Origin of the sequence: Caballeronia hypogeia (genome assembly GCF_001544875.2) — a bacterium.
GTDB classification, from domain to species: domain Bacteria; phylum Pseudomonadota; class Gammaproteobacteria; order Burkholderiales; family Burkholderiaceae; genus Caballeronia; species Caballeronia hypogeia.
This window is the reverse complement of the sequence record NZ_FCOA02000040.1, coordinates 26259-39208: the sequence shown is the minus strand read 5'-3', so window position 1 is coordinate 39208 and position 12950 is coordinate 26259. Positions and strand designations below refer to the sequence as shown.

Below are 12950 nucleotides of genomic sequence, written 5' to 3'. Positions count from 1 at the left end.
CTGAATCGCGTTATTTGACGCCGTGCTCGCGAAACCACGCGAGCGCGCGCTTCCAGGCGTCTTCCGCGTCCGCCTTGCGATAGCTCGGACGATAATCCGCGAAGAACGCGTGCGGCGCGTCGTCATAGACGACGAACTGCGAGTTCTTCGCAGGCGGCGGATCGTTGGCGAGCGCCTGTTTCATCTGCTCGATGGTGTCCTGCGGAATGCTCTGATCCTGTCGTCCGTAAAGCCCGAGCACCGGCACCTTTAGCTGGCTCGCAAGGTCGATCGGATTGGTCGGCGTGTTCTCGGTCTTGTTGCCGACGAGCCGCCCGTAAAACGCCACCGCCGCCTTGACGTTCGGGTTGTGCTCGGCATAAAGCCAGGTGATGCGCCCGCCCCAGCAAAAGCCCGTGACGCCCACGCGCTTCAGGTCGCCGCCGTGTTCGCCAGCCCATCTGACGGTCTGATCGATGTCGGAGATCACCTGCGAATCCGGCACCTTGGACACCAGTTGTTCGTTCAGTTGCTGCATCGACTTGTACGCCGATGCATCGCCCTGGCGCGTGAAGAGATCCGGCGCAATCGCCAGATATCCTTGCTTCGCATAGCGCCGGCACACGTCAGCGATATGCTCGTGCACGCCGAAAATCTCGTGAATCACGATGATGACCGGCAGGTGCGTCTTGCCCTTGGGCTGCGCGCGATACGCCGGCACGAGCGCGCCGTCCGCGCCGCGAATGCCGATGGCGCCCGCGTCCAGACCGGTGTCATCGGTATGAATGGCTTGCGCGGACACCGGCAGCACGCACGCCGCGAAGCCGGTGCCGAAAGTTGCCTTGATGAAGTTGCGTCGATTGAACGGGACGTGCGGAATGAGGCTGTCGACTTCAGGATCTAGCATACGGAGCTCCCGCGGCTGAGCCATCGCGGCGGGCTTCCGGTTGCGCGACGGCGTGGATCGTTGAAAACCGCGCGCTCGTGCTCAAGGCATCACAAGGCGTGGCGCTGCACGACGGTGAACCGGCGAACGTGCGAAATGCGTCGCCCTCTCACGCGCCGCCCATTCTAAACAGCTTTAAACGAATGGCGCAGCCGATCTATTCCGCCGCAGTTTCAGTGCAGCTTGACGCGTGGCGCGGTGGAGCGGCGCAGCCAGTGCGCGACGGTATCGAGCACCATGCGCGCATAGCCGTGCAGCGCGGCGACATGCAGGCGGTACAGCGACATGTACATGAACCGCGCGAACAGCCCCTCGATCAGCATGTTGCCGCCGATCAGCCCGCCCATGAGATTGCCGACCGCGCTGTAATGTCCGAGCGACACCAGCGAGCCGAAATCGCGATACGTGTATTCGGGCAGCGTCTTGCCCTGCAACATCCGCTCGAACGACTTGAACAGAAAGCTCGCCTGCTGATGCGCGGCCTGCGCGCGCGGCGGCACGTTGCGCTCGTTGCCGGGCCACGGGCACGCGGCGCAATCGCCCAGGGCGAAGACGCTGTCGTCGATTTCGGTTTGCAGCGTGCGGCGCACGGTCAACTGGCCGAGCCGGTTGGTCGGCAGGCCGTCGAGATTGGAGAGGACCGCGGGTGCCTTGATGCCCGCCGCCCAGACGGTGAGATCCGCGCGAATGGTCTTGCCGCTCGCGGTGCGAATCGAATCGCGCGAGACCTGCGCGACGGTTTCGCCCGTCATCAGTTTCACGCCGAGCTTGGTGAGCAGCTCGCCGGTCGCGCTCGACACGCGCTCCTGCAAGGCCGGCAGAATGCGCGGCCCGGCCTCGATCAGCACGATGCCGATATCGTGCTTCGGGTCGAGCTTGTGCAATCCGTAGGCAGAAAGCACCTGCGCGGTGTTGCGCAGTTCCGCCGACAATTCGACGCCCGTCGCCCCCGCCCCGACGATCGCCACCTGAATGCGCGGCACGGGGTCGACGCCGGGTTCGTCTTCGGCTTCGGCTTCGTCCACGCCTGCCGCGACGGGTTCGGGCGTGAAGTGTTCGGCGCGCATGCAGGCCTGGATCAGACGCTTGCGGAAGAGCTCGGCCTGGCCGACCGTATCGAGTGCGATGGAATTTTCCTGCGCGCCTTCGACCCCGAAAAAGTGTGTCGTGCTGCCGATGGCAAGCACGAGCGTGTCGTATTCCAGCTCGCGCTCGGGCAGGAGTTCGCCCGCTTCCTCGTCGCGCAACGCGCCGATTGTGATGCGCCTGGCCGCGCGGTTGAGGCCGACCAGTTCGCCCTGCTGAAACTCGAAGCCATGCCACAGGGCTTGCGCGGCGTATTCGAGTTCCTGCGTGAAAGGGTCCATGCTGCCCGCCGCGACTTCGTGCAGGAGCGGTTTCCAGATATGCGTCGGATTGCGGTCGACGAGCGTGACCTGAGCTTTCGGCGGCGTCTTCTCGTCTGTCGAGCCGAAACGGTCGCCGAGACGAGTTGCGAGTTCGAGACCGCCGGCCCCACCGCCGACGATGATGAATCGATGCATGGAACTCTCCCTGTGCTTTTATCTTCGATCGGCTATATCGTGCTTCCCTTCCCCGACTGGCTCATTGTGCGTGAGCCTGAGTGACAGTCACAAGCGTGTCTCCAACATGTCGGACATATGCGACATGTGCCGCATATGCCTTGCGCAAACTATTTCAGCGGACGGTCAGTACTTGCTCAGTGCGCCTCTTCCCAGTTATTGCCGACGCCCACTTCGGCGACCAGCGGCACCTTCAGCTTCGCGACGCCGCACATCAGTTCAGGTAAGCGCTTCCTGACTTCGGGAAGCGCTTCTTCGGGCACTTCGAGCACGAGTTCGTCGTGGACCTGCATGATCATCTTCGCGCCGATGCCCGATGCTTCGAGCCAGTCCTGCACCGCGATCATCGAGAGCTTGATGAGGTCTGCCGCGGTGCCCTGCATCGGCGCGTTGATGGCCGCGCGCTCGGCGGCCTGTCGACGCGGCCCGCTGCCGCCATTGATCTCCGGCAGCCACAGACGGCGACCGAACACGGTCTCGACATAGCCGTTCATCTTCGCCGTCGCGCGCGTGTTCTCCATGTAAGCCGCCACGCCCGGGTAACGCGCGAAATAGCGGTCGATATAGAGCTTCGCCGCATCGCGCGTAATGCCGAGGTTCGACGCCAGCCCGAACGAGCTCATGCCGTAAATCAGGCCGAAGTTGATGACCTTCGCGATGCGGCGCTGATCGTTGTCGACTTCGAGCGGCGTCACATTGAACACTTCGGATGCGGTCGCGCGGTGCACGTCCTCGCCTTCCTTGAACGCGCGCATCAGCGACTCGTCGCCGGAAATATGCGCCATGATGCGCAGCTCGATCTGCGAGTAATCGGCCGACATGATCTTGCAGCCCGGCGACGCGATGAACGCCTCGCGAATGCGCCGGCCTTCGCCCGTGCGCACCGGGATGTTCTGCAGGTTCGGCTCGTTCGACGACAAACGCCCCGTGACCGCGACGGCCTGCGCATAGTTCGTGTGCACGCGTCCGGTCGATGCATTGACCATGCGCGGCAACTTGTCCGTGTAGGTGGACTTGAGCTTCGACAGCCCGCGATGTTCGAGCAGCACCTTCGGCAACGGATAATCTTCCGCGAGCTTCTGCAGCACTTCTTCATCGGTGGAAGGCGCGCCGCTCGGCGTCTTCTTCACGACCGGCAATTGCAGCTTCTCGAAGAAAATCTGCCCGATCTGTTTCGGCGAGCCGAGATTGAATTCGCCGCCGGCGAGTTCATACGCTTGCGCCTGCAGATCGACGAGGCGCTTCGCGATCTCGTTGCTCTGCGTGTCGAGCTTCGCACGATCGATCAGCACTCCGTTGCGTTCCATCTTGCGCAGCACGCGCGAAGTCGGCATCTCGATGTCGCGATACACGCGCAGCAGGCCTTCTTCCTGCGCCACTTGCGGATAGAGCGCGTGATGCAGACGCAGCGTGATGTCGGCGTCTTCGGCCGCGTAGGCGGACGCCTTGTCGAGCGGCACTTCGTCGAAGCCGATCTGCGACGCGCCCTTGCCCGCAACATCTTCGTACTTGATCGTCTTCACGCCGAGATGACGCAACGCAAGGTTGTCCATGTCATGCGGGCGATGCGATTCCAGCACGTACGATTGGAGCAGCGTGTCGTGCTCGACGCCGCGCATTTCGATGCCGTAACTGGCAAGCACCTGCTCGTCGTACTTCAGGTGTTGACCGACTTTTTTCTTCGATGCATCCTCGAGCCAGGGCTTGAGCTTCGCGAGCACTTCATCGCGCGGCAATTGCTCGGGCGCGTCGGGCCCGCGATGCGCGACGGGAATATACGCGGCATGTCCCGGCTCGGTCGACACCGACATTCCGACGATCTGCGCGGTCATCGGATCGAGAGAAGTGGTCTCGCTGTCGAACGAGGTGATCTCGGCATCGTTGATGCGTTTGAGCCACGCTTCGAACTGCTCCCAAGTCTGCACGGTTTCGTAGTGGTGCTCGATTTCGGTGACTTGCGCGGGCGGCGTGTCGGTCGGGCCTTCCACCGCGTCGGCGATTTCGACTTCGCGCAGCCAGGTCTTGAAGCCGTGGCGCATGAACACGTCGCGCAGTTCGTCGCGCGACTCGGGACGGCTCTCCAAGGTTGCATCGATGGATTCGATCTGCGAAGTGAGGTCGCATTCCGTGTGCACGGTAACGAGCTTTTTGGCCATCGGCAGGAATTCGAGAGCCTTGCGCAGATTGTCTCCTACCGCACCCTTGATCTCGCCGGCATGTTCTACGATGCCATCAAGGGTGTCGTATTGAGTGAGCCATTTGAGCGCGGTCTTCGGTCCGCACTTCTCGACGCCCGGCACGTTATCGACCGTATCGCCGATGAGTGACAGGTAATCGACGATGCGCTCCGGCGGCACGCCGAACTTGTTCAGCACGCCGGCGCGGTCGAGGGTTTCGTTGGTCATCGTATTGATGAGGGTGACATGATCCGTCACGAGCTGAGCCAGATCCTTATCGCCCGTCGACACGATCACCTTCATGCCACGTTTCTCGGCTTCGACGGCAAGCGTGCCGATGACGTCGTCGGCCTCGACGCGTTCGATCATGACGAGCGGCCAGCCGAGCGCGCGCACGGCGACGTGGATCGGCTCGATTTGCTTACTGAGATCTTCCGGCATGGAGGGCCGGTTGGCCTTGTATTCGGCGTACCAGTCGTCGCGGAAAGTCTTGCCTTTGGCGTCAAATACGCACGCGCTATACTCTGCATTAACTTCGCGCCGCAAGCGCCGAAGCATGTTGATCATGCCGTACAGCGCGCCGGTCGGACCGCCGTCGGGGCCTCGCAGGTCAGGCATCGCATGGTAGGCCCGGTACAAGTAACTAGAACCGTCGACCAATAGCAGGGTCTTACCTTCAAGACTTCGTTCTTCAGGCATTATGAACAAGAGAAAAGTGATTCCGAGTCTGCGATCGCTCGCAGATCAAGAGCGCGCGACGGCCAAGAAGGCTCGCGCATCGTGGCAGATGTTCACGATTATGGCAGAGTTTATCGAGGCGACCGAGTACCTCTCGGAGATCCGCCCTGCCATCAGCATCTATGGTTCGGCGCGTCTGAAACCCGAGTCGCCGTACTATCAGCTCACGATCGAAATCGCGCAGAAATTCTCCGACGCGGGCTTCGCCGTCATCTCGGGCGGCGGTCCGGGCATCATGGAAGCGGCCAACAAGGGCGCGCATGCGGGCAAATCGCCATCGGTCGGACTGAACATCGAATTGCCGCACGAGCAGTCGGGCAATCAGTGGCAGGACATCTCGCTGCGCTTCCGTCACTTCTTCACGCGCAAGGTCACGTTCGTGAAGAACTCGGACGCGGTCGTGGTAATGCCCGGCGGTTTCGGCACGCTGGACGAACTGGCCGAAGTGCTGACGCTCATCCAGACCAAGAAATCGCGTCATGTGCCGATCGTGCTCGTCGGCGCGGAGTTCTGGGCCGGTCTGCTCGACTGGTTCAAGAACACGCTTCTGACCAACGGCGTGATCAGCCCGAAAGATCTGGATCTGATGCAGGTCATCGACGACCCGGATCAGGTGCTGGATGCCGTGCTGCGATTCTATGAAGATCGCGAGGAAGCGGTCGAGCAGCCGGCGGAAAGCAAGTCGGACGAGGACCGGATGTTCTATTTGTAAACGTGTTTCAAGAAGCGAGCGGCCTTTCAAGCCGCTCGCTCTTTTCATTGCGGTGTCACTGAAACGCCACCTCCGCGAAACTCCTCAATTTGCGCGAATGCAGCTTCGACAAGCCGTTCTCGCGCAGCAGTTCCATTGCCTTGACGCCGATCTGCAAGTGCTGATCTACTTGCGCGCGATAAAACTGATCGGCCATTCCCGGCAGCTTGAGTTCGCCATGCAACGGCTTGTCCGAAACGCATAGCAGCGTCCCGTACGGCACGCGGAAACGGAATCCGTTCGCGGCGATCGTCGCGCTTTCCATATCGAGCGCTACCGCCCGGCTCTGCGACAAACGCCTTACCGGCTCACGATGATCGCGCAATTCCCAGTTGCGGTTATCGACACTCGCCACCGTGCCCGTGCGCATCACGCGCTTCAACTCGACGCCTTCGAGCTTCGTCACCTGCGCGACCGCGCGCTCCAGCGCCACCTGCACTTCGGCCAGCGCGGGCACCGGCACCCACAACGGCAGGTCGTCGTCGAGCACGTGATCCTCGCGCACATAACCGTGCGCCAGCACGTAATCGCCCAGACGCTGCGTGTTGCGCAGGCCCGCGCAATGTCCGAGCATGATCCACGCATGCGGACGCAACACCGCGATGTGATCCGTGATCGTCTTCGCGTTCGACGGCCCCACGCCGATGTTCACCATCGTGATGCCGCTGCCGTCCGCGCGCTTCAGGTGATACGCGGGCATCTGCGGCAGACGCACGGGCGTCGTGCCCTCTTCGGGCTGCTCGCCGAGATTGGCGTTGTACGTGATGACATCGCCCGGTTCGACGAACGACGAATACTCGCTGCGATATGCGCGCGTCTCTTCGTCGTCCGCGCGCGACATCATCGTGCGGCCGAGCTTCACGAATTCGTCGATATAGAACTGATAGTTCGTGTACAGCACGTAGTTCTGGAAGTGTGTGGGCGACGTAGCCGTGTAATGCCGCAGCCGATGCAGCGAGAAATCCACGCGCGCCGCCGTGAACAGCGCCAGCGGATGCGGCTCGCCCGGGCCCGGCTCGTACGTGCCGTTGACGATGCGATCGTCGAGCAGCGCGAGGTCCGGCGTATCGAAGATATTGCGCATGGCGAGCAGGCGGTCGCGATCGAGATCGCCTTCGAGATGAATGCCTTCCGCGAACGCGAAGTGAATCGGAATCGGATGCGCCGACACGCCCACCTCCAGGCCCACGTGATGGTTCTTCGTGAGCAGACGCAATTGCTCGCGATAGTAATCGCCGAAGAGATCGGGGCGCGTCAGCGTCGTTTCGTAGATACCGGGACCCGCGACGAAACCGTACGAGCGCCGCGAATCGATCTGCGTGTTCAGCTCGGTGCGCACACGCACGAACGGGTAACACGCGCGCACGCGATGCGTGAAACGCTCGTTGCGCCGATAGCGCGCGAAAGCATCGCGCAGGTATGCGGTATTCGCTTCGTAAATCGCGGACAGGCGCGTGACGGCCGCGACGGGGTCTTCGAAGGATTCGGTGGGGAAATCGCTGGCGGGCGTGCCCTGAGTGCTCTGAGTCCGGTCGTTTGTCATGATCTTGTGTCTTTTTTCAAATGCCCTCGTGATGAATCGACCTTAACACGGAAGAATGCGCGGACCATGAAGCCCCTCTTTACATGAGTGCGTGCGATAACACCCTGCAACACCTTTTTTCGACACAAGGTCAAAATCCGGAAACCAGCGCAAAATAAGGCGTTGCACTGAGCCAACAAGCGTTTTGCTAGAATCCGGCCATCGCCTGGAGAACCATCATGAAGCCGCACCTTTGCGCCGCCGCCGCGGCAGTCCTCGCCGCAGCAAGCCTTGGCGCATTTGCGCAGCCGGCGCCGCAAGCCGCCCAAGCGGAACCGCAGCCGGCCACCCAGAAAATGTCGCCGGAAGAAGCCGCCGGCCTTCCCGACCTGAAAGCCATCAACCGTCCGCCGGCGAATGTGAGCTCGAAAGTCGAAATCTCGCCGCCGCGCACGCCTAGCTTTCATGAAATGAGCACGAATGGCACCGAAATCACCGAATATCGTGATAAAGGCAAGCCGGTCGAAATCGACGTTCGTTCGAATTTCGGCACGCGTTATCAGATGAGCGCGCCCGCCGACACATCGCCGCAAGTGCGTGACAACGGCAAGGCGAGCACGCGCCTGCCGTCCATCAACCTGCATTACTGATCCCGTAAGATTGCTTCGGACCCGCTCGTTAGGAGCGGGTCGCCTTCTTGCGGCGTTGCGGCTTCCTGCCCGCGCCGCCGTCCTCAGGCCCGCTGCGGGCCGCTCACCTGACCGACGTTTTCCTGCATGGCCGTCTTCACCCCCGTCACCAACGCCGAACTCGGCGACTGGCTGCAAGACTACGATCTCGGCGATGTCGTCGATTTTCGCGGCATCCAGTCGGGCATCGAGAACAGCAACTTCTTTCTCACGACGACGCACGGCGAATTCGTGCTCACCATTTTCGAGAACCTCACGGCGGAGCAGTTGCCGTTTTATCTCGATCTGATGCGTCATCTGGCCTCGCATCGCGTGCCCGTGCCCGATCCGATGCCACGTCGCGACGGCTCGCTGTTCGGCCTGCTGCACGGCAAGCCCGCGTCCATCGTGACGAAACTCGAAGGCTCGCCGGAACTTCAGCCAACGCCTGCGCACTGCGTCGAAGTCGGCCAGATGCTCGCGCGCCTGCATCTGGCGGGGCGCGATTTTCCGCGGCATCAGCCGAATTTGCGCAGCCTGCCGTGGTGGCAGGAGAAGGCGCCGTCGATCGTCGAATTTCTCGCGCGCGAACAGCGTGAGCTGTTCGAGAGCGAGCTCGCGCATCAGACCGCGTTCTTCGGCTCGGCGGATTACGCGGCGCTGCCCGAAGGTCCGTGCCATTGCGACCTGTTCCGCGACAACGTGCTGTTCGCCCCCGGTCGCGAACATGCGCGCCTGGGCGGCTTCTTCGACTTCTACTTCGCCGGCGTCGACAAATGGCTCTTCGACGTGGCCGTGACGGTAAACGACTGGTGCATCGACTTGTCGACCGGCGTGCTCGACGCCGCGCGAGTCGACGCGATGCTGCGCGCGTATCAGACCGTGCGCCCGTTCACGTCCGCCGAGGAGCGGCACTGGAACGACATGCTGCGCGCCGGCGCGATGCGCTTCTGGGTGTCGCGTCTGTACGACTTCCACCGTCCGCGCGAGGCGCAGATGCTGAAGGCGCACGACCCCGGCCATTTCGAACGCATTCTGCGCGAACGCGTCAAAGCCGCTTCTCCCGTCAACCGATAACCCTGCGACATGCGACTGATTGAAGTTCCAGCCAAGACCGGCTACGTGTGGTTTCGCCAGGGCATCTGGCTGTTTCGCCGCAACCCCTTTGCGTTTCTCACGGTGTTCTTCGCCTACCTGTTCGTGATGACGCTGATTTCGCGCGTGCCGCTCATCGGGCCGGTGCTGCCGCTGCTGTTCATTCCGGGCGTCGCGGTCGGCTTCATGGCAGCGTGCCGCAATACGATCGCGGGCAAGCCCGTGTGGCCGACCGTGCTGGTCGACGGCTTCCGTTCCTACGGCAGCGTGGTCGCACGCCGGCTGCTCACGCTGGGCGGCCTGTATATCGTGGCAATGGCGGCGATCTTCATGGCGTCCGCGCTCGTGGACGGCGGCACGCTGCTCAGCCTCATGATGGGCGACGGCCCGACGGGCGATCCCGAAACCGTGGCCGCGAGCTTCAGCCCGCTCGCCGTGCTCATCGCGATGGCGTGTTACGTACCCGTCGCCATGCTGTTCTGGTTCGCGCCTATTCTCGTCGCGTGGCACGACGTGCCGCCGGCGAAGGCGCTGTTCTTCAGCCTCGTGTCGTGCTGGCGCAATCGCGGCGCATTCGTCTTTTACGGCGTGCTGTGGATCGCCATCGCGCTCGCGGTATCGTTCGGGCTGACCGCGTTGATGCAGGCGCTCGGCGCGGGTCAGGAGATGGCGCTCGCGGTGCTCATGCCGGCGTCCATCATCGTCACGACGGCGCTTTACTGCTCGTTTTACGCGACCTACCGCGGCTGCTTCGGCGTGCAATCGCCGGACACACCGGATATTCCGAACGCCCCCGACACACCGGGCAATTGAACAAAGCGCGCCGAAGCTACGATCCTTCGCACGCGAAGCATTGCACGTACACTAGCGGAACCGGCCGCCACGGCCTTTCCGCTGCGCTTTCGTCATGAATCCGCCCGACTTTCCGCTCGAACTCGACCAGCAGTTGTGCTTCGTGCTGTATTCCACATCGCTCGCGATGACGAAGGCGTACAAGCCGCTGCTGGAGAAGCTCGGCCTGACGTATCCGCAATATCTGGCGATGCTCGTACTCTGGGAATCCGACGATCTGACCGTCAAGGAAATGGCCGCGCGACTCTCGCTGGATTCCGCGACCATGACGCCGCTGCTCAAGCGTCTTGAGGCGCAGGGATACGTGGAGCGCGTGCGCGGCGTCGAAGACGAGCGGCAGGTGTATATCCGCCTGACCGAGCCTGGCCGCGCGCTCAGGCAACCCGCCCGCGCGATTCCGAATGAGATTTACTGCGCGTCGGGCTCGGACCTCGACGCGATGCTGCGGCTACGCGGCGATCTCGCGCGGCTACGCGCGTCGCTTGCTCAATATCTCGATCAATAAGAGGTACCCAATAGCGATCGTCTAACGTATCGATCGATATAATTTAATTTGTACACTAATATTTATCGCGATATATTTCTCTCCGCGGTCGACGCAGCATCGATCCGACAAACAAACCACCGGAGAGCAATATGAACATTCTGTACAAGGCAACGGCAACGAGCACGGGCGGACGCGACGGCCGTGCGATTTCTTCGGACGAACAACTCAACGTGAAACTGAGCGCGCCGAAGGCGTTGGGCGGATCGGGCGCGCCGGGGACGAATCCGGAGCAGCTGTTCGCGGCGGGTTATTCGGCGTGTTTCCTTTCGGCGATGAAGTTCGTCGCGGGTCAGCAAAAGCGCGCCATTCCGGCGGACGCGACCGTCACCGCCGATGTAGGCGTCGGCCCGAACGACACGGGCGGCTTCAGGCTGGATATCGAACTGCGTGTGTCATTGCCGGGGCTGGACGCCGCCGACGCGCGCGCGCTGGTGGATGCCGCGCATCAAGTCTGCCCGTACTCGAACGCGACGCGCAATAATATCGATGTACGCGTGAACGTGATCTGAGACGCAACCTGCGGAAACGAAAATGCCGGCCACGAGGGCCGGCATTTTTACTTCAGACCAAGCTACCGGCAATCGAACCGGCGCACTTGCAGCGTCTGCAATCAGCCCGAAATCCAAGACGGACGACGAACCGAAGCACGCTGGTCCAGTTTCTTCATACGATATTCGAGATCGTAAATATCCGTGGCTTCGGCGAGATACGCGTCGTCACGCTCGCGATCGCGTTGGTCGGCGGATTTGGTCAGGAACAGGAAAATACGGCTGAGCAGGAACATTTGAGGCCTCGCTTGAATACTGGGGTTATCACCTATGAGAGCGATTATAGGGTAATCCCTGATGAGACGCCAGTGGTTTGCTCTAGAACGCTGATACTAAAGACTAAATTGCAACACGCGAAATGCTGGAACGGCTCGTCACGCGACGTACGCATCGCGGCCGGCCTCGCTCGAGCGCCGCTGATGCTTGAAAAATTCCCACAGCACAGCGGACGAGTCCGGTCCCTTCGACGAATGAAAGGCCACGGTGTCATCGCCGCCGGCCCACGAGTGGCCGAGTCCGCGCACGATCGAAGTTTTCACCACGCGCCGCCCGTTCTTGAAATAGTCGCTCACGATGCCATCCGCATGAGTTTCCTCGCGCGCCTCGCCTGCCCGGCGATTACCCGCTGCATCGATGAAGCCGTTCAACCGCAGGAATTGCTTCGTGAGCTGTTCGGCATTGGCTTGCGTGACGACCGAATCCAGCTCGCCGTGCAGGATCACGGCCGGCATGCCCGGATAGGCGCGGACATCGACGGCGGCGTCGATCAGCGTGACGGGATCGGTACGGCTGCCGCGACGCATCACGTCCATCGCGCCGATGGCCGAGCTCGCCTCGCCGAAAACCACGCCCGAATGCAGGCCGACCGCCGCGAACACATGCGGATAACGCATCGCGAGCAGCGCCGCCAGCCCCGCGCCCGCCGACATGCCCGCGAGATAGACGCGCTCGGGGTCGAGATCGTGCTGGTCGAGCATCGCCTGCACGAGCGACACGACCGAAGCCGCCTCACCGCCCCCGCCGCTGCCCGAATCGTCGTACCAGCGCCAGCAGCGATGCGGATGATCGTGCTTCGACTGCTCGGGATATAGCACCGCGAATCCGTACTTGTCGGCGAGCAGATTCATGCGGGTGCCTTGCGCGAAGTCGTCGGCGTTCTGCTTGCAGCCGTGCAGCATCACGACGAGCGGCATCGACTCGGGCGACGTCTTCGGCGGCACGTACAGCGCGTAGGAAAGATGGTTCACGAAGCGCCCCGCCGTGGGCGGCGCCGAGTGATAGGAGCGCGCCCATTTCCCGCGCGCCCACGCGGAGGCGCGCGGACGCACGCGCGACTCTCGCGGCGCCGGACGTGCACCCGTTCGAGGCGCGCCCGCGGTCTTGGCGGCTGCGCCCGATTTCAGTTTGGGCTTGACGGTCTTGGCGCGCGTGGGCTTGGCCGCCGCGCGTGGCTTGGGTACGCGAATCGCTTCGACCTGGCCGGCGACCAGGCGTCTCAAGCCGCGCAGCCAGAGCTTGGTAAGGCTTTTCGACATTCGGCTGGA

12 protein-coding genes are annotated in these 12950 nt (G+C 62.4%); 6 read left to right on the top strand and 6 right to left on the bottom strand.

The features are described 5' to 3' along the window. Nucleotides 1-10: 10 nt before the first annotated feature. The 3 genes from AWB79_RS33990 to polA all read right to left on the bottom strand — a co-directional run bounded on the left by AWB79_RS33990 (nucleotide 11) and on the right by polA (nucleotide 5384). Nucleotides 11-886 carry a dienelactone hydrolase family protein gene (locus tag AWB79_RS33990; RefSeq protein WP_061171862.1) on the bottom strand — a complete coding sequence of 292 codons (876 nt, stop codon included), beginning with the start codon at nucleotides 884-886 and terminating at the stop codon, nucleotides 11-13. Between the two features lie 212 nt (nucleotides 887-1098). Next, nucleotides 1099-2469 carry an NAD(P)/FAD-dependent oxidoreductase gene (locus AWB79_RS33985; RefSeq protein WP_061171844.1) on the bottom strand — a complete coding sequence of 457 codons (1371 nt, stop codon included), beginning with the start codon at nucleotides 2467-2469 and terminating at the stop codon, nucleotides 1099-1101. 176 nt (nucleotides 2470-2645) lie between these two features. Next, nucleotides 2646-5384, bottom strand: coding sequence for a DNA polymerase I (polA, locus tag AWB79_RS33980; protein WP_061171843.1), 2739 nt, complete (start codon nucleotides 5382-5384; stop codon nucleotides 2646-2648). A gap of 1 nt (nucleotide 5385) precedes the next feature. On the opposite strand from polA, the gene AWB79_RS33975 reads away from it, so the two are divergent. Beyond that, nucleotides 5386-6135, top strand: a complete 750-nt coding sequence (locus AWB79_RS33975; RefSeq protein ID WP_061171842.1) for an LOG family protein — start codon at nucleotides 5386-5388, stop codon at nucleotides 6133-6135. A gap of 55 nt (nucleotides 6136-6190) precedes the next feature. Here AWB79_RS33975 and AWB79_RS33970 read toward each other — a convergent pair whose 3' ends face one another. After that, a complete protein-coding gene (locus AWB79_RS33970) occupies nucleotides 6191-7717 on the bottom strand; it encodes an AMP nucleosidase (RefSeq protein WP_061171841.1) in 1527 nt (508 codons plus the stop codon). A gap of 218 nt (nucleotides 7718-7935) precedes the next feature. On the opposite strand from AWB79_RS33970, the gene AWB79_RS33965 reads away from it, so the two are divergent. From AWB79_RS33965 to AWB79_RS33945, 5 genes are all read left to right on the top strand, one after another. After that, complete coding sequence (locus AWB79_RS33965) at nucleotides 7936-8346, top strand: hypothetical protein (protein WP_061171840.1); 411 nt, start codon at nucleotides 7936-7938, stop codon at nucleotides 8344-8346. Between the two features lie 126 nt (nucleotides 8347-8472). After that, on the top strand, nucleotides 8473-9441 hold the full coding sequence (locus AWB79_RS33960; RefSeq protein ID WP_061171839.1) for a homoserine kinase: 969 nt from the start codon (nucleotides 8473-8475) through the stop codon (nucleotides 9439-9441). 9 nt (nucleotides 9442-9450) lie between these two features. Next, nucleotides 9451-10272, top strand: a complete 822-nt coding sequence (locus tag AWB79_RS33955; RefSeq protein WP_061171838.1) for a BPSS1780 family membrane protein — start codon at nucleotides 9451-9453, stop codon at nucleotides 10270-10272. Nucleotides 10273-10366: 94 nt separating this feature from the next. Further along, a complete protein-coding gene (locus tag AWB79_RS33950) occupies nucleotides 10367-10816 on the top strand; it encodes a MarR family winged helix-turn-helix transcriptional regulator (protein WP_061171837.1) in 450 nt (149 codons plus the stop codon). A gap of 131 nt (nucleotides 10817-10947) precedes the next feature. After that, the gene (locus tag AWB79_RS33945) at nucleotides 10948-11367 is read left to right on the top strand and encodes an organic hydroperoxide resistance protein (protein ID WP_061171836.1); all 420 of its coding nucleotides are present in this window, start codon (nucleotides 10948-10950) and stop codon (nucleotides 11365-11367) included. 101 nt (nucleotides 11368-11468) lie between these two features. Here AWB79_RS33945 and AWB79_RS38010 read toward each other — a convergent pair whose 3' ends face one another. Then, the gene (locus AWB79_RS38010; RefSeq protein ID WP_064506630.1) at nucleotides 11469-11642 is read right to left on the bottom strand and encodes a DUF3563 family protein; all 174 of its coding nucleotides are present in this window, start codon (nucleotides 11640-11642) and stop codon (nucleotides 11469-11471) included. Nucleotides 11643-11780: 138 nt separating this feature from the next. Next, entirely contained in the window at nucleotides 11781-12941 is a 1161-nt protein-coding gene (locus AWB79_RS33940) for an extracellular catalytic domain type 1 short-chain-length polyhydroxyalkanoate depolymerase (RefSeq protein WP_061171835.1), read from the bottom strand. Nucleotides 12942-12950 lie beyond the last annotated feature (9 nt).

Excerpts from the sequence above, each read along its gene's own strand:
- AWB79_RS33990 (WP_061171862.1), bottom strand. The coding sequence starts at position 886 with ATGCTAGATCCTGAAGTCGACAGCCTCATTCCGCACGTCCCGTTCAAT.
- AWB79_RS33985 (WP_061171844.1), bottom strand. The coding sequence starts at position 2,469 with ATGCATCGATTCATCATCGTCGGCGGTGGGGCCGGCGGTCTCGAACTC.
- polA (WP_061171843.1), bottom strand. The coding sequence starts at position 5,384 with ATGCCTGAAGAACGAAGTCTTGAAGGTAAGACCCTGCTATTGGTCGAC.
- AWB79_RS33975 (WP_061171842.1), top strand. The coding sequence starts at position 5,386 with ATGAACAAGAGAAAAGTGATTCCGAGTCTGCGATCGCTCGCAGATCAA.
- AWB79_RS33970 (WP_061171841.1), bottom strand. The coding sequence starts at position 7,717 with ATGACAAACGACCGGACTCAGAGCACTCAGGGCACGCCCGCCAGCGAT.
- AWB79_RS33965 (WP_061171840.1), top strand. The coding sequence starts at position 7,936 with ATGAAGCCGCACCTTTGCGCCGCCGCCGCGGCAGTCCTCGCCGCAGCA.
- AWB79_RS33960 (WP_061171839.1), top strand. The coding sequence starts at position 8,473 with ATGGCCGTCTTCACCCCCGTCACCAACGCCGAACTCGGCGACTGGCTG.
- AWB79_RS33955 (WP_061171838.1), top strand. The coding sequence starts at position 9,451 with ATGCGACTGATTGAAGTTCCAGCCAAGACCGGCTACGTGTGGTTTCGC.
- AWB79_RS33950 (WP_061171837.1), top strand. The coding sequence starts at position 10,367 with ATGAATCCGCCCGACTTTCCGCTCGAACTCGACCAGCAGTTGTGCTTC.
- AWB79_RS33945 (WP_061171836.1), top strand. The coding sequence starts at position 10,948 with ATGAACATTCTGTACAAGGCAACGGCAACGAGCACGGGCGGACGCGAC.
- AWB79_RS38010 (WP_064506630.1), bottom strand. The coding sequence starts at position 11,642 with ATGTTCCTGCTCAGCCGTATTTTCCTGTTCCTGACCAAATCCGCCGAC.
- AWB79_RS33940 (WP_061171835.1), bottom strand. The coding sequence starts at position 12,941 with ATGTCGAAAAGCCTTACCAAGCTCTGGCTGCGCGGCTTGAGACGCCTG.